General features: G+C 44.5%; 16 protein-coding genes. 6 read left to right on the forward strand and 10 right to left on the reverse strand.

The annotated features are described in order from the left end of the window. Positions 1–37 precede the first annotated feature (37 nt). The 4 genes from L5M71_RS05460 to sirA form a co-directional block, all read right to left on the reverse strand. A complete protein-coding gene (locus tag L5M71_RS05460; protein WP_263206535.1) occupies positions 38–718 on the reverse strand; it encodes a tetratricopeptide repeat protein in 681 nt (226 codons plus the stop codon). A 34-nt stretch (positions 719–752) separates the two neighbouring features. Then, positions 753–1,535: an FKBP-type peptidyl-prolyl cis-trans isomerase gene (locus L5M71_RS05465; protein WP_105250349.1), complete on the reverse strand. Its 783-nt coding sequence runs from the start codon at positions 1,533–1,535 to the stop codon at positions 753–755. A gap of 85 nt (positions 1,536–1,620) precedes the next feature. Continuing rightward, positions 1,621–2,061 (reverse strand): rhodanese-like domain-containing protein, encoded by a 441-nt coding sequence (locus L5M71_RS05470; protein WP_028761786.1) that lies wholly within the window; start codon positions 2,059–2,061, stop codon positions 1,621–1,623. A gap of 62 nt (positions 2,062–2,123) precedes the next feature. Beyond that, positions 2,124–4,187 (reverse strand): dissimilatory sulfite reductase SirA, encoded by a 2,064-nt coding sequence (sirA, locus tag L5M71_RS05475; RefSeq protein WP_105250351.1) that lies wholly within the window; start codon positions 4,185–4,187, stop codon positions 2,124–2,126. 549 nt (positions 4,188–4,736) lie between these two features. Here sirA and L5M71_RS05480 point away from each other — a divergent pair. From L5M71_RS05480 to L5M71_RS05500, 5 genes are all read left to right on the forward strand, one after another. Next, a complete protein-coding gene (locus L5M71_RS05480) occupies positions 4,737–6,836 on the forward strand; it encodes a heme lyase CcmF/NrfE family subunit (RefSeq protein ID WP_263206537.1) in 2,100 nt (699 codons plus the stop codon). Then, complete coding sequence (locus tag L5M71_RS05485; protein WP_263206539.1) at positions 6,836–7,255, forward strand: cytochrome c-type biogenesis protein CcmH; 420 nt, start codon at positions 6,836–6,838, stop codon at positions 7,253–7,255. The genes L5M71_RS05480 and L5M71_RS05485 overlap by 1 nt, the downstream gene beginning before the upstream one ends. 17 nt (positions 7,256–7,272) lie before the next feature. Then, entirely contained in the window at positions 7,273–7,857 is a 585-nt protein-coding gene (locus L5M71_RS05490; protein WP_105250354.1) for a TlpA family protein disulfide reductase, read from the forward strand. Positions 7,858–8,031: 174 nt separating this feature from the next. Continuing rightward, entirely contained in the window at positions 8,032–8,610 is a 579-nt protein-coding gene (locus L5M71_RS05495; RefSeq protein ID WP_212599593.1) for a nucleoside triphosphate pyrophosphohydrolase family protein, read from the forward strand. Between the two features lie 124 nt (positions 8,611–8,734). Beyond that, positions 8,735–9,022 carry a helix-hairpin-helix domain-containing protein gene (locus L5M71_RS05500; protein WP_263206542.1) on the forward strand — a complete coding sequence of 96 codons (288 nt, stop codon included), beginning with the start codon at positions 8,735–8,737 and terminating at the stop codon, positions 9,020–9,022. 11 nt (positions 9,023–9,033) lie between these two features. Here L5M71_RS05500 and L5M71_RS05505 read toward each other — a convergent pair whose 3' ends face one another. The 5 genes from L5M71_RS05505 to L5M71_RS05525 all read right to left on the reverse strand — a co-directional run bounded on the left by L5M71_RS05505 (position 9,034) and on the right by L5M71_RS05525 (position 14,379). Then, positions 9,034–10,116 carry an AI-2E family transporter gene (locus L5M71_RS05505; protein ID WP_113939224.1) on the reverse strand — a complete coding sequence of 361 codons (1,083 nt, stop codon included), beginning with the start codon at positions 10,114–10,116 and terminating at the stop codon, positions 9,034–9,036. 225 nt (positions 10,117–10,341) lie between these two features. Then, positions 10,342–11,259, reverse strand: coding sequence for a TlpA family protein disulfide reductase (locus L5M71_RS05510; protein ID WP_263195895.1), 918 nt, complete (start codon positions 11,257–11,259; stop codon positions 10,342–10,344). A 329-nt stretch (positions 11,260–11,588) separates the two neighbouring features. After that, entirely contained in the window at positions 11,589–12,767 is a 1,179-nt protein-coding gene (locus tag L5M71_RS05515; RefSeq protein ID WP_263206544.1) for a hypothetical protein, read from the reverse strand. Positions 12,768–12,899: 132 nt separating this feature from the next. Beyond that, positions 12,900–13,949, reverse strand: coding sequence for an NAD(P)H-dependent flavin oxidoreductase (locus tag L5M71_RS05520; RefSeq protein ID WP_263206546.1), 1,050 nt, complete (start codon positions 13,947–13,949; stop codon positions 12,900–12,902). A gap of 34 nt (positions 13,950–13,983) precedes the next feature. Beyond that, positions 13,984–14,379 (reverse strand): VOC family protein, encoded by a 396-nt coding sequence (locus L5M71_RS05525; RefSeq protein ID WP_263206548.1) that lies wholly within the window; start codon positions 14,377–14,379, stop codon positions 13,984–13,986. 332 nt (positions 14,380–14,711) lie between these two features. On the opposite strand from L5M71_RS05525, the gene torT reads away from it, so the two are divergent. Beyond that, the gene (gene torT / locus L5M71_RS05530) at positions 14,712–15,785 is read left to right on the forward strand and encodes a TMAO reductase system periplasmic protein TorT (RefSeq protein WP_263206550.1); all 1,074 of its coding nucleotides are present in this window, start codon (positions 14,712–14,714) and stop codon (positions 15,783–15,785) included. 6 nt (positions 15,786–15,791) lie between these two features. On the opposite strand, the gene ubiA is transcribed toward torT, so the two are convergent. Continuing rightward, entirely contained in the window at positions 15,792–16,652 is an 861-nt protein-coding gene (gene ubiA, locus L5M71_RS05535) for a 4-hydroxybenzoate octaprenyltransferase (protein ID WP_168827752.1), read from the reverse strand. Positions 16,653–16,714 lie beyond the last annotated feature (62 nt).

Below are 16,714 nucleotides of genomic sequence, written 5' to 3' on the forward strand. Positions count from 1 at the left end.
GGACAGATCTTTACGGCGAGGGTTGATAGAACGGGTTTCATCTTTCATTCATTTTGCTTTGTGCTTTTGCAATCGCATTATTGATTGCTTCACGGTTGATACTGTCCCCATTGTGTTTGAGCAAAAGCTGCCAATGGTCAATGGCCTCTTGGTTACGAGCATGCAAGTAAGCATCTGCCGCGAGTAACATATGGGTTTGAGGCTCAAAGGGAGAAAGTGCTAATGCTTTGGCAATCACCCCTTGGGTTTCAAGTGTCATTTGCCGAAGCTCACGGTAATAAAGCGCGTTAGCTTTTGCCCCTAACACTTCGGCATCATCTCCCCCTATTTCGAGTAATTTATCTAAGGTCAGCACCGCATCTGAGTACAAACCTCCCGCATTGTAAGCCTGAGCTAATGACATAAGTGCCAAGGTGTTTTGCGGCTCACTCTGAGCCCAACGACTGGCTTTGGTGATCTCGGCCGCGACTAAATAATCAATATTTTCATCAAGCCGACCTTGATCCCAATCCCTAAAACGGCCTGTTTGACTGTAGATAGCAAGGGTCAGCAGCACTAGAACGATTCCCATCGCAAAGGGCACTTTGCTCGACATGTTTGGCAACTGTGCGATTCCCATGACTAGGTTTAGACGCATGTGCTGCCAATAAATGTAAGCAACAAACAACAGTAAACTGATGCCAATGCCTAGTCCTAAGCTCACCATTCCAGTCTCCATTTCACTCTCCAAACAACTCGTTTTAGGAGCCAGATTAACCGTGTGCAGGCATCATCTTTTTATTTTTCATCTCTTTCATTTCGCTGGGTTTCTCAATATTTTTCAGTTCAATTTCAAAGATAAGTGCTGACTCTGGAGGGATAATACCTACGGCTTCAGTGCCATAGGCAAGGCTTGCAGGTACCACAAAACGGTATTTAGACCCCACAGGCATCAACTTTAATCCCTCTTCCCAAGCGGGGATCACCGACATTAATGCAAACCGAGTGGGCTCTTTACGTCCAACCGTATTTTCAAACTCAGTCCCATCGATAAGAGTGCCAACATATTCCACTGTGACCACATCTTCTGGATTGGGTTTATGACCTTTACCTTGGGTTAAGACTTCGTATTGAAGACCAGAGGCGGTAACTTTAACGCCAGACTTTTTTTGATTTTCAGCAAGATATGCCGCACTTGCCTTTTTAGTTTCTGCCATTTGTTTTTCAGCAACGACAGTTCTTGCGGCATTGAGTTGTTCTGCTCTTTGGTTCAGGTAGGTCAGCACTTCTTCGTCGGTTAATTGCTGTTTATCTTTAAGCGCATCCACAAAACCTTGCACGACTAAGTCGACATTCACCTCTGAACCCAATTCAACTTGGTTGTAGACTTGACCAGAAATGTAATTACCAATAGAAGCACCAATGCTGTAAGAGGTTTTATCTGCATCGGTTTTCAGACTTGTGCCGGCAAAACTGGCTACCGAAACAAATAATGCGGCGCAGGTCGCCACTGTGATGCTTTTGGGGATAAAAGAAGTTGGCATACGTGTTTTCATTTTATGTTCTCTACAATGTTAACCCTGTGGGTTTCGCCTTTTGGCCCTGCAAACCAAACCGATAAAACATCGGTCCTGTGTGTTACTAAGGTTTTTCTGTTACTCGACCCGACATACGCCAGCCATAAATACCATCGGCCATATGACGCACACCTGTGTAACCTAGCTTCATGGTTTCTCTCGCCGCCATATTGCTGCTGGTGCAAAGGCGGTTAGCGCAGTAAAACACCATGACTGCATCTTTATTCTTTGGAAGTAACTCTCTCCAATTCTGAACATTGAAAAAAACTGCTCCGGGGATAAAACCTTCTGCCCATATCTCCAGTGTATTTACGTCGAAAAAATAAACGCCTTGCTTGCCGACTAAGGTTTCCGCTTCCATCATCGAAATGGGATTTAATTGGATTTCGTTATAGGGCACTTCAGACATTTCTGAGCCACCACCGGCGATGACTGGCATAGCAGTCACGCCTAAGGCCAACACCATCAATATTCGGCTTACACTTTGACGAAGCATGTTATGCATAATTAGGCTCTCATATTCCCCGACACCCAAAGGTGTCGGGGATAACTAGGACTCAAGTTAAATTATATTTTCTTCGCACTCAGCGCATTACCATCAATAATGGCTTGGGCTTGGGTCACATAGGTCAAGGCGGCATCTAAGCGTTTTTGTGAGTAACGCGCACCATGAACACCCCATGAACCATCGGCTTTAATAAGCTTGAGGACATCTTGAGCTTTATCGGTCAACAACAGCACTTGCGTCTTATCTTCTACCGATAACTTCGCCATATTGGGCGACTTATCGATGCTAATAAGGGCTTTTTCTACTTTGGCGTAGGTTTCTTTCACTGGTTTTTGCCACTTCTGAACTTTGCCGTAGATTTGCTGTTGATCTTTAAAGTGCAGACCCTCACCCAACTTAGATTGGAATTGGCTATGGCAGCCTTTGTTATCAACTACATCGTGATCAGAAGCGGAAGTACGAGCACAGGTCCACATGAGATCGAGGTAGTTATGGCCATTTTCGTCCTTCGCCACAGTCCAGCCCTTAGTGGATGAGTCGCGAGACTTACCTTCAGGTGGGTTAAGCGTCTTACGCAATGGATCGACATCGATTTTCCACATGTGCGACTTACGAACGTTGTCGAAACCGGCCATATCAGGGAACTGGATCGCGGTGAAGTTTTCACAACTACCCATGTTTGGCATATGACAGCTTTGACAAGTTTGTTTACTGTGGGTCTTGGTATTACTCGCAATTTCAGCCTGTGCCGTATGGCAATCGGTACATTCTTTGATGAGTTTTGGTTTAGTAATACCCGATTTCCAATCACCATCAGTCACTTCGTGTGGATCATGACAGGTAGAACAACGCATACCCTTATCGTAGTGAGACGAGGCAAACATTTGCGAACCTTCTGTACCACAAGATGGGCACGAAGATTTCATCTTCACGTTAAAGGCATATTCCAGTTTTTCTTTACCCTGTGGGGTTTGCGCAAGTTCTTCTACGAAGTTAAAACGCTGGTGACAACGCTCACAGTTAGAAGGCATACCACCACCGATACCGCCGTCTAAATGACCACCTGCGCCATGACACTCTTCACAGGTAATACCGAGTGACACTGTATGTTTTTGGAGCTCTTTAGGATTACCAAGGGCTGCAAAAAACTCATCTTTAGTTTTAAAATCAAACTTAAAGGTGTGGCACATTTCACAATAGGAACTCGCAGGTTGGAATAAGAATTCCTTCTCGTATTTAGCACCATAGGAGCTCATACCCCATTGGTGTGAACCACTCGCGCCAAAATCTTCCATTTTAGTTGGAAATTCAGGAATAACTTTCTGAATTTTCTTTGCCATTTCAGGGGTTAACCATTCAGCCCAACCACGGGAGAATTGGTTACCACCGGCGACCATAGTGCCAGTACCATCTTTGAGTAAACCGTCTTTCACATGGAAAGTACCGCGTACTAAGTAGCTGTCGATAAAGCCGTATTTGGTTCTTGGTGTTCCCACAGTCGCATAAATTGCATCAGGGGTAATGCCGTCTGGCAGGATAGAAGTATCCTTAGTGCCATACATGGTTTTGTTTAAATCGTTATCGACTTCGGGATGACTCCCCGGAAAGCGTAAGGTTTTTGAATGGCGTGAACGTTTCCACTTTTCATATTGTGGACCGTGGCACTCACCACATTTTTCAGGACCAACAAACTTATTTGGGAAATCCAAAATCGACTTGGCACCGAGGCGATATTGCAATGCCATAGGGCGATTGCCCTCTTGATGTTGGCTATATTTTTGGCTATCACCACCGTGTAAGTATTCTTCACCACGGTCACTGACCTTATAGGTTCCTTTTAAACGACCTTGCTCGGCATATTTAAATACCGGATGATTTTCAAAAAGAAAATCAAACAACTCTTTTTCCTGAACAATATAATCCTGCAGTGTTCTTACACCACGGGATTCTAGTGTTAGATCGGGATTAGCCATAATTCCCTGAGCTTCCGCACTCTGTTGTTTATTACCATAGCCAGGCTTTACCTCGCCCGGTTTAGCATCGGATGCTATTCCGGCCACACTGACGATAGTACCTAAACAAAACAGCACGCTGAGTGCTATTTTGGATTTCCATCGTTTCATCATTCACTCCTAATTATCATTAGTTTTATATTTTCCACTGAACCTAATTGCTCACTGAACGACACAAACAATTGACCAGTTACAGCATGGTGGAGGCAAAAAACCATTAAAAATCAGAGCTAGAGCACACTAAATTCCCGCTGATAAATCAAGATGAATAAAATCAACTAAAACAAATAAAATACAATAACTTACAAAATTAATGTCATTTGTTTTTTAGAAGTTAAAAAGCACATTTCAGTTATAAAGAAAACTAAAAATTCATTTTACTTTTCAAAAAACATCAAGCGTAAAAAGGAATGATTTAATAACGGATAAGATCACATTATTAAATACAAAACTCGACTAATCTTAAAATCAACAGTGATTAAAGCTTGTGATTAAACTGACTTTTCCCAATAATGTCTTATATGTAAATTTAAAATCACAAGAAAATAACTCAAAGTTCTGAGCGAACTTAATAAAAATCAGCATGTAAAAATCACACGGGTAAAATAGCCAACTGTAAACACTATATTACCGCGACCACATTATTCTAAGGCATAATAAATGACAACTATGCTTCCAGAAATTGGACATATATTACTGATCATCAGTAGCGTATTGGCATTATTTTCTGCAGCACTACCTTTAATCGGTATTAAGCAGAATAATGCCTATCTGGTAGGATTAAGCCCGACACTCTTTAGAGCTATATTTACCTCGGTATTTGTTTCACTTCTTTGCTTAATTTATGGCTTTGTCACTGATGATTTTTCTGTTGCTTATGTCGCAAACCACTCGAATAGCCAATTAGCATTGGGTTACAAAGTGGCCGCCGTTTGGGGCAGCCACGAAGGGTCAATGCTGTTTTGGATATTTGCGATTGCCCTTTGGGGCGCGATCATTAGTTATCGCATAAAGATGGCGGATTGCACTCAGGATAAGGCCAGCGATAAATACCAAGACGCCCTGTATTTTGCGAGGCTGTTGGCCATTTTGGCGTTAGTGATCCTAGGTTTTAACCTATTTTTACTCTTTACCTCTAATCCCTTTGCCCGTTTATTACCTAACATTCCGATTGAAGGGCGAGATCTTAACCCTATTTTGCAAGACATAGGACTCATACTGCATCCACCCATGCTCTTTCTTGGTTATGTTGGCCTCACTGTTTGCTTTGCCGCAGCGTTAGCATCACTGCTCGGTGGTGGCTTTAATACCCGTCAAATTAACTATTTACGACCTTGGGTATTATTAGCCTGGGTGTTTCTAACGGGCGGCAATGCCTTTGGATCTTGGTGGGCCTATAACGAACTGGGTTGGGGTGGCTGGTGGTTTTGGGATCCGGTAGAAAACGCCTCCTTTATTCCTTGGCTTGTGGCAACAGCATTAGTGCATTCCCTCATTCTCACTCAACATACTCATGGCTTTAAACTCACGACTTTACTGCTGTGCTTATTGGCATTTTCACTCAGTTTACTCGGCAGCTTTTTGGTGCGCTCCGGCATAGTGCAATCGGTACATGCCTTTGCCGCCGATCCGACCCGTGGCATGTCAATCCTCTGCTTATTAGTGATTTTTGTTGGGGCTGCGTTACTCATTTTTGCACTCAAAGCCCACCATTTAAAACAGGATGTGACTTTCGCGCTTTTCAGTAAGGAAACGCTGTTACTGCTCGGGATCGTTATCTTAGTCGTAGCAGGGTTTTCCGTATTACTCGGTACATTTTACCCTTTGATCTATGAGCTACTCGATTTAGGTACACTTTCAGTGGGGGCCCCTTATTTCAACGCTATATTTGTCCCCCTCACTTTCTTGCTTGTCCTGTTAATGGGCATTGCGCCCTTAGTGCAATGGCAAATAGCGCAATGGCAAAATGCCTCAAAGACTCGTATCGCTTCCTTGCTCATTCCTAGCCTAGTGATATTAGCCGTCGCTGGCTGGGTAAGCTTACAGGCCGCCTCGGGCAATAGCTTATTTTTACTCCTTGGCACTGCCGCAGCACTTTGGTTGCTGGTGTGTTTATTGCTCACGATATTGGTAGCCTCGGGATTGGGTAGACGAGTATATGCCCGTCAATTAACTCAAAACCGCAATGAGCACGGCTTAAATCCTCCCGTTAAATCATCAAAACAAGGGTTTATAGCCATGCTATTCGCCCACTTTGGGGTGGCTATCACTATTATTGGTGCAACATCCGTCTCTTTTTTTGAACAGGAAGCCCTACTGCGAATGGGGCCTGGTCAAGGTAAGCCTTTGGCGAGTTATATCTTAGTGTATGAAAGCACTGAGAATGTTGAAACCAACAGCTTTACCGCCATTCAGGCCAATATCTGTATCCGCGATGCCGCGAATGATGAAGTGATCCTCGGTTACGTTAGGCCGCAACGCCAAACCTTTAAAAGCAATGGGATGGAAATGTCCCACGCGGGTATCGATCATGGATTATGGCGGGATATTTATGTGTCTATGGGGCTGCAATTAAGTGACAGCGAATACCTTATCCGCATCAGCTATAAACCCCTTGCGAGTTGGATCTGGCTTGGTGCGCTATTAATGATGCTAGGTGGGGCGATTGCCGCTTGGCCTACTCGCCATTTTAGCTACCAAGCTGATTTAACAACCTTAGTTAACCTATCCCATCACAAACCACAGGAGACACTTGCCTAATGAATCCAATATTGCGCTTTTTAGTCTTACTGCTCCCTATCACCTTATGTGGGATAGGGATCCCATGCTTATCCGTCGCGCAAGCTCAGCCCATATCAAGCCTTTCCTACCAGCAACAGGCAATAGATATCAGTAAAGTGCTGCGTTGCCCTATGGCGACGAATCAGAGCCTATTTGAATCACAGGCGCCAATCGCCCACGAGCTCAAAGCACAAATATTCTCGATGCTGGAACAGGGGCAAAGCCAAGATGAGATTATCGATTTTATGGTGCAACGCTATGGTCAAAAAATCCGTTATCAACCTGAATTTAAAGCCTCCACCTTCGCACTTTGGTTTGGGCCACTGCAGTTATTAGTGCTTGGTGTTGGGTTGTGTCTCGCATTGGTAACCCGTAGAAAAACACAAACGACTATTTAAAAGTAAAGGATAACCAGATGAAATTACACTATTTTCCCTTTGTTCTACTCGTGTGTTTGGGTCTGTTTTCTAATAGCAGCTCAGCCCACTCACTAGACAATAAACTCTACAGTACGGGAGAGCCCCTCCCTAAGCCCCTTGTGATGACTGGTTTTATAGAAATGCAGCACGCACGCGGCGTACCAGAAGTTCCCTTTATTGATGAATCAGGACAAACCCAAACCCTAAAACAGCACCAAGGAAAATTGGTTTTAGTTAATCTTTGGGCAACCTGGTGCGCCCCCTGTTTAAGGGAAATTCCAGAACTCCAAAAACTTAAGCAGCAGTATCAAGGGAAGAATATCGCCATCATTCCAATCTCTATCGATGAAGAATCTAAAGATGTACGCCCTTTTCTTAACCAACATGGCTTTAGCGGCTACGCCACTTGGCTTGACCCAGAGCAAAACATAGAACAAATTATTCCCGCGAATGTCGTACCCGCCAGTTATATTTTTGATGCTAAAGGTAATCTTGTCGGTTTTGTGCGGGGATATCTCGATTGGGCTGATAAAGACGTTGGCCCTTATCTTGATCAACTGATTGCAAAATACGGCCAATAATCACCAAGTAACACAGACTCACAATATATTTCTCCATTCGGTCATCCGCCAAAATTTACCGAAACCCGCTGCCGCCTATTTGGCTGCGGGTATTTTTATCTCTACCCCATCTTTGTATTCTGCGACGCATTTCTTTAAAATTGCCGCCAAACTCTTTATTTCAAGGCAAATCAGATGAAACTCACCCGCTTAACTCAACCTATTTATGACCACTTATATCGTGATATCAGTGAGTTTCGTAGCACCTTCGACTTGCCCGTTAATGATGTTGATTCTTTAGATGACAAGGCCGACACCTTACATACTTCACTGATTATTGAGGAGTTAACTGAACTTGCTGAAGCCGATAGCCGTATCGAACAGGCCGATGCCATAGTCGATTCTGTATACGTGTTAATGGGCCGTCTAGTGCACTTAGGCGCGCAAGCAATGACGGACAGACTCGAAATCAGTTACCTGATTGACTTGTTGCTTTGCGTGGCTCAAAACCGTGAAATCGACTTTATTCGCTGCTGGGATGAAGTCCACTCGAGCAATATGAGTAAAGTGTGCCGTAACGAGCAAGAACTGGCCGAGACCATTGCCTTCTATGCCAAGCAAGGTGTTGAAATTGTCGGTAGTCAGCAAGGTGATTTCATCATAGCCAAATGTGCTAAAGATGTGGAAATGGCAGGTAAAGTGGTTCGCCAAGGCAAGGTACTAAAATCGGTTTACTACCGCCCAGCGGATCTGACTACACTGGTTAAAGCCTAGATTTTATAGCTTTTTTTAAGAGCCTGTTATTTGCAGGCTCTTATTTCGCCAAGGCAATTATCTCGCCTAAGCGATTATCCAGCAGTAATGACTTTTCAGCGTGTGTTTTAACGAGGCAATCCGTATGAATCCAGCAAAAGTCATGCGTGCCGAGGTTAAGCAATTGACTGATTTACCCAATATTGGCAAAGCCTGTGCGGCGGATTTACGTTTGCTTGGCATAGATAAGCCTGAGCAGCTGTTAGATAGAAACCCCTACGAGCTGTATCAAACGCTGTGCGACAAAACGGGCCAGAGACACGACCCCTGTATGCTCGATGTGTTTATCTCCATCACCCGTTTTATGGCAGGTGAAGATGCTAAACCTTGGTGGTTTTACACCGATGAGCGCAAAAATACCTTAGAGAAATGATGCTTTAGCGACTATCTATCCGCCTGTTTATCCAATGGTATCGTTTCGGGCTCTTCCCTTAACCACTCACGCCAAATGGCCACCAGTAGGGCCATCAATACTGGACCAACAAACAAACCGACAAAACCCATGGTTTTTACGCCGCCGATCAAACCGAAAAAAGTCGGTAAGAAAGGCAATTTAATCGGCCCACCGACAAGATTGGGCCGCAGGGTTTTATCAACAATAAACAACTCTATGCTGCCCCAAAGAAACAAACCGACACCCGCCGTCATATCGCCTGTGCCGACAAGATAGAGTGAAATCAAGGTAAACATGGTTGGCGCCCCCCCGGGAACCAAGGCCATAAAGGCGGTTAACACCCCAAAAGCCACGGCCGAAGGTACTCCCGCAATCCAATAGGCAATCCCCAGCACTATACCCTCACCAATTGCGATAAGCGTCATACCTATCACGGTAGAACTGACTGTTGCAGGCACCACACGGGAAAAACTATGCCAGCGAGCAGGCAGCACTCGCTCACCCACGATATCCAACTGTTTAGCCACTTGCGGACCATCTTTATAGAGGAAAAACAAAGTGATCAGCATAAAAAGTAAGGTCAATAACAACCCTAAAGTATTCCAACCCAATTGCAGCACCCAACGGGAAATGCCACTCAAATTCTGGCCACTAATGGCACTGATAATTTGGCCTAATTCATGGGGTTCACCAATAAACTGCTGCCATTGCAGGGTTAACCATTCGCCCATCCAAGGCAAGTCTTTGATCCACAAGGGCACGGGCGAACCATGTTGGTTAGTAAACACCAACCAATCAACCCAAGTTCTAATCTCTTGTAACGCATAGGAAAATACAAACACCAGCGGGATAATCAGCCCGAGCACAATACAACATAGGGCAATGGTTGCCGCCAACGCCGAGCGACCACCGCATTTTGCCAATAGTTTTTGATAGAGAGGCCAACTTGAAAAACACACAATCAATGCAGCTAAGGCGGGCACTAAAAAATCGATAAAAAAGAATACGCCAGCACACAAGAGCAAAACCAACAAACTACGACCAATAGCGGCATTACTGAAAATCGGCGTCATAGTGCTAAAACCCCCCACAATAAAATTCAACGATAAAATGGAAAACACTCTGCATTACACCAAACAAGGTTAACGCTTAACCAACTCGTTCTACGAATCAGTTTATTGCGCAGTGCTTCCCATGGGCAATGACTTTAACACCGAATATTGAGCTGTGTATCTATTCAATCTTTGAAGACAAAAAGCCTTTGGATATCTATCAAAGGCCTAACATTTGGAATGAGCTTATTGAGCCGAAAGCTGCTCAACTACTTTCTCTGGCTGGCTAAAATCGGTAATACGCTGAATAACTTTACCATCCTTAACCCACAGTAAAGTAGGAATATTGCGGATTTTAAAATGATTAAATAACACACCTAATTCATCGATACTAAAATCGACTTGAGTTTGATAAAGCTGCTTAAAATCTTCGAGCGCTTTATTGTCTGTCCACAAGTGATTGACCACACCGTGCCACGATTTATTAGGCACTTTTTGCGCGAGATTATTTAAACCTTTTTGAACGGCAATACACTCTTTAGACATTTCTGGGCGGCTATCAGCCAAATACCAATCACACCATGTTGCGGTGAAAAAAAGTAAATGCTCACCTTGTTCCCAAGGTTTCAGTAACTTAGCTGTTTGTTCAGCACTGGGTGCCTCCGTTATCTGTGCAGTCAACTCTTGGCCATTCGCCAACATATCGATAAATTTATCTAAATTGGCATCAGACTCATGGCTAGTGTAAACCACATCACCAGCACGATTGATTAATACACTATAGGGTGTACCGACCAAACCTAAAGCCACACCCAGCTCGCCTTCATTATCCAACCACACGGGCATAGTGAGCCCGAAACGCGCGATAACGTCAGCAATCTTAGGTTGCTCTTCATTAATATTGATGTTCACCGCGACGATATTAATCTTGTCCTGATATTTCTTCTGCAGGGCTTCAAAATGCGGCATTTGCTCCATACAAGGTTGGCACCAGGTTGCCCAAAACTTTAGGTATATCGGCTTGTCACCCGCAACACTGGCTAAAGTCACTTGCTGCTGATCTGGATAGGTTTTAAGTGCGATATCTTGATAGGCTTTATTGCCCGCAAACGTAGCAAAACTCATAACGGCAAGGCACATAACAATGATTTTACGTAACAACATATTGCTTTCCTTAAATCTATAGAACACTCGCACCCACGACTATGGGGCGAGTGATTTGCAGCCATTTGTACAGAAAAACATAATTTAAAAGAAGCGGCAGTCTCACCAACAACCAACCTTTAAACGACGAGTATAAACTAACAAGCCGCTAATTTAGCCATATTAAATGTAAGCCTTGATGAGCATAACAATGCCAAAAATATCGCGACTTTTACCCATACATTATTTGATATCCAAAGTGTTCAATTCAGATATTTAAGTGAATAACATCATCTAATATCAATATAAATCAAAATTTTGAAATACAATACCATCATGATGAATCCAGTCTAAGATGCTTTCTGCAAGTTATGGATATAGCCAAGTGCGTCGGCGAATACTTGGGGATCATCCACAACGATGTTAACCACGCTTAACGGCTCAGGCAATTGTCCCATGCCGCCATAATAAGTTTGGGGCCGCTTAAAAATCAGCTGCACATTCGCGGTATCACCGCGGCCTATCGTCAAGATTTCTGGGGCATTGATTGCAGTTGAATCACCTACCGATTTACCCCACATTTGCTGTGGCTGTACATGAGCCCAAAATGTTCCCAATTTCAGTTCACTTATCTGGGTTAAATCGATCGACATAAAACCCCAGAGACCATTATTGATAATGAGCTTACCTTCCCTTTGATACAGGGAGTAATAACGACTGATACGGTAATTGGCAGCAATTAATACCACTGAATACAAGATCAAACCAGAAACGAATACGGCAGCAATATGACTCACATTATCGACTAGTGTGTAACTCACTATCGAAGCCGCTATTAAACATATTATGATGACTAATACATGCCAAGGCTGGGCACTGAGCAACTTAAGCTGAGTGATGGATAAAGGGTGGCGACGAGAAAAATAAGGAATAGCGTAATACCAGCTCGCGGGTTCAGTGGCGAGTATTAAACCTAAGGTCAGCTTTTTATCGTCAAGCATTTGATTCTTTGGAAAATCAGTGTTTGCTGCACCCTTAATGTTAAGTGTTCTAAGTTCATTCGCCTCATCCCCCTTCTCTTGCTCCACTGTTTCAGCATACTGAGCAATGATCGCTAATCTTGGATCGCCTGAAGCCTTCCTCGCCTGCCACAATCCCTTAATAATACTCACCATCAAGTACAATTCGATGAGCAACAATATCGCAATAATAGGGAAACGCAGCCAAGCGACAAACTCGAAATACTCTGCTATTTGAGGAGGGTAGCTAAGGCGAGCCATGAGGCTGCTCAAACTTAGAATAACCAATATTCTCCAGTTTTTTTGCGCACCAATTTTGATAATCCAATACCAATAGAGCAGAGGTAACAACACAAAATATAGCGCACTGACGAGTGCCAAGGACAACTGCTCACTTGTTTGCGTTAACTGTTCTGGCAGTAAATTAAACCCAAGCCAATACACAATAATCATCAAAATGAGAAAATAAATTCGATATTTAGCTGGGCGTCTTAGTCGAATTTTTAGCATTTAACATCCTTGTCAGTTGATCTAGCCAAGCCTATGCGATAGTGAAAAACCAAAAAAGTAGCTTGGCTTATCAATAACATAATGGATAAAACCATGAATACAATGCTGGCTTAAAAACGCTCAAACTGAGCATTAGACCATCAAACCTAACGCCAATTGCCTCGTCAGCTCTGCGGCGGGAATAACCTGACAACCTGTTGCATTTTGGCCGCACCAAAGTGGGCTAAAATCACCAAATCCTTGTTGTTCAGCGGCGCTTCGCAATACTACGACGGCACTTGAGGCGAGCGGAAAATCCGGTGCTGCATTATTGATGGGGCCAAGCTCTGCCATAAAACGATTCATAATTCCACGGGCGGGTCGACCAGTGAATAAGTTAGTCAGTGCCGTGTGTTGCGCCGCCTCACTTTGCAGGGCGGCGCGGTGAATATCACTGGTGGTGCATTCGGGGCAGAGTAAGTATGCCGTCCCCACTTGCACCGCCGAAGCGCCCATCGCCATAGCGGCGCGCACTGTCTTTGCATCGACTATGCCACCCGCTGCAATCACAGGAATATCAACGGCGGCAATGATTTGCGGCAATAGACTAAAAGTGCCTAATTGCTCGGTTAAATCATCGGATAAAAAATGCCCCCTGTGACCTCCGGCCTCTAAACCCTGCGCAATAATGGCATCCGCACCACGCGCTTCAAGCCATAGGGCTTCTTCTACAGTTGTCGCTGTCGAAATGATTTTTGAACCCCAAGACTTTATCTCCAGCAACAAATCTTCATTCGGTAAGCCAAAATGAAAACTCACCACCTCAGGTTTAAATTTAGCTAACACTGCAGCCTGGGTGCTGGTATATGGCGCGCGTTGCGCCCCCACGGTTTGGCTATCAGGATTGACACCCAACTCAGAAAAATAAGGCGCGAGTTGATTAAGCCATGCGGCTTGTTTCGCTGCTTGCGGTTCAGGTTCGTGATGACAAAAGAAGTTTACATTGATGGGCTTAGTCGTCTGGGTGCGAATATGTGTCAAAGCGGTATCTAAGGCTTCGAGGGATAACATGGCGCAGGGCAAAGATCCCAACGCCCCCGCTTGCGACACGGCTATCGCTAAGGCACAGCCCTGAACACCCGCCATCGGCGCTTGAATAATCGGTAATTCGATTCCAAATAATCGGGTTAACTGGCACGGCATACATCACCTCCTTTGACTTGTTATCACTTGATGCTCAATCCTGATATGGCCCCGCGGCTAAACGCTGGGAGATCCACCACAGATTGCCCACGGGATCCCGCACTCCACCTTGGCGATCGCCATAGGGCATATTCGCCACTTCCATCACTAATTCACCCGCAGAGGCGAGTGCCTGAGCCACCATTTTATCGGCATTTTCCACATATAAATAATAGGATGCGGGCATAGGCGGAAAAGCTTCACTCGCCTCACTCAACATAAATAAACAGTCGCCGATTTGCATCTGTGCATTAGCTATTTTGCCATCAGCCCGACGGGAAATATGTAGCGCTTTAGCATCAAAGGCTTGCTGTAAAAAAACCACTAAACTATCGGCATCAGCGATCATCATATACGGGCTAACCCGTGCAAATCCTGACGGAATAAACATAACGATTCCTTGTTACCTAAGCATGAAATTGATCCTAAAAAACCACTATAAGCCAATGACTATAGACTAAGCACTATGGCAAAAACCAGCTGTGGCAATTAAGCCTTAAGCGTGAAATGTAAACTTAAGCATTCAGTGAACAAGTCAAAGCGTAAAGCCTGCTAATGTAAGACGACCCTACAATTTCAACCACTCTGCAGCCCATCATAAAAGTGCCATAACACTTCATGGCACTGGTTACTAAGAATAAATCAGCTTTATTTAGCATCGACTTAGCAACTATGGATCATTCATCTATGCTTAATCTATTGTTAACTTAACATGATGATCCTATGCACTTTACTGCATTCTTCGCTCACTCCCTCAGGATTTGCCTCACCTTAATCCTCTATAGTTTCGCCTTTGCAGTGCAGGCAACTTGGTATCCCGCCGATGTGATTGCTGATGGCAAAAAAACGGCATACACACCACTTACTCAAGCCAATAAAGCATGGCGGATCTGCGCCTTACTTCCCCATGGTAAAGACCAATATTGGTGGGGCGTCGCCTTTGGGTTATCGCAGGAAGCCGAGCGCCAAGGTGTAACTCTCGGCATTTATGATGCTGGAGGATATGACAATATTGAGCAACAAAAACAACAACTCTATGATTGCCAAGCCCTCAAAGCTCAAGCCTATATTATTGCTGCAAATACGGCTGACGGACTGATTGCGGATATCGAACAACTCTCTGCTGTGGGCATTCCTGTTATTGATTTAGTGAATGGTATCGCGACCGACAAACTCACGAGTCGCTCCTTAGTCAGCTTTGAAGATATGTCTGCGGCGGCGATTGAGTATATTGCATCGCAGCAACGAGACCCTGTCGATAAAGCGCCTACGAAACTTAAAGTTGCTTGGTTTCCAGGGCCTAAGGACGCCTCTTGGGTTATGGCAGCAGAACAAGGATTTAGGCGGGCGGCAGCCAAACAAGAGTTCGACACAATTGAAGGAGGGTTTGGCACTACGGAGTTATTTATTCAAGCTGATTTAGTGCGAAAAGTGCTTACTAAACAAAGTGTAGATTATGTGATCGCCAATGCAGTTGCCGCCACTTTCGCGGCGCGCTATTTAGACGGGCGTAGGAATAAAACGGGAAAAGTCATCGCATTCTACTCAAATGCACAGACCATAGAATTAGTGCAGAAAAAACAGTTACTCGCGACTGTCAGCGACTCACCAGTATTGCAGGCTCGGATTGCCATCGATCTGGCGGTGCGCGCACTCGAAGGTGCGCCTTATCCCCACAGAGTGAGCCCAGTTATCAAGGTCATCTCCCAAGACAACATCCACCAGATTGATTTAGAACAAATATTAGCGCCACAGAATCAGTGGATGATCCATCAGGATCTTCCACAACAAAAATGATGCTCACTAAACTAAATAATCGGCGCCCAGCCCAACAAATAATGCGAGTCCTGCCCAATTGTTATTGAGGAAGGCTTTAAAACAAGGGGCTCGTTCGCGGTCAAAGATCAACATTTGCTGGTAAGTACTAAAACCGACAAAAGTCAGTAAACCTAGGCCATAGAGTAAACCACGATCGGCGCTCCAACCGGCGGCGATAAAACAAGCCAGCGCAGCAAGCTGAAATAAACCTATGATTTGGCGGTCATATTTACCGAACAAAATTGCAGTGGATTTAATGCCCACCTTTAAATCATCATCCCTATCGACCATGGCATACATGGTATCGTAGGCGACAGTCCAAAACCAATTGGCCGCAAATAACCACCAAGCCTCGATAGGTACTTCACCCGTCTGCGCGGCGTAAGCCATAGGGATAGACCAACTCCACACCACGCCTAGAAACATCTGCGGCATATTGGTGATGCGTTTAGTGAAGGGATAAATGATCGTGAGGATAATACCAACAACGGATAATTTAACCACTAATCCATTGAGTAATAAGACTAAACCAAAAGCAGATAAACCTAAAACGACGAACAGTATCAAGGCTTCTTTCGTGCTGATTTCGCCACTGGCCAGCGGCCGAGATTTAGTGCGTTCCACAAAAGAGTCGAGGTCACGATCGGCATAGTCGTTAATAATGCAGCCACAGGCACGCATGATTACCACGCCAATAATAAAGATGATCAATACCTTAAGATCGGGCATACCACCCGCCGCTAACATCAGCGCCATCAAGCATGGCCACATCAACAATAGCGTACCTATGGGACGGTCGATTCGAGTAAGACGGGAATACACATCCCACTTCTGCTTTAAATTCATTAACTAGGTACTCCCAATACCCTCAAGTTTCCACTCGGTTTCAGGATTAGCATCATATACCC

The sequence above is a fragment of the Shewanella sp. SW1 genome (assembly GCF_025653545.1).
Lineage (GTDB): Bacteria > Pseudomonadota > Gammaproteobacteria > Enterobacterales > Shewanellaceae > Shewanella > Shewanella oncorhynchi.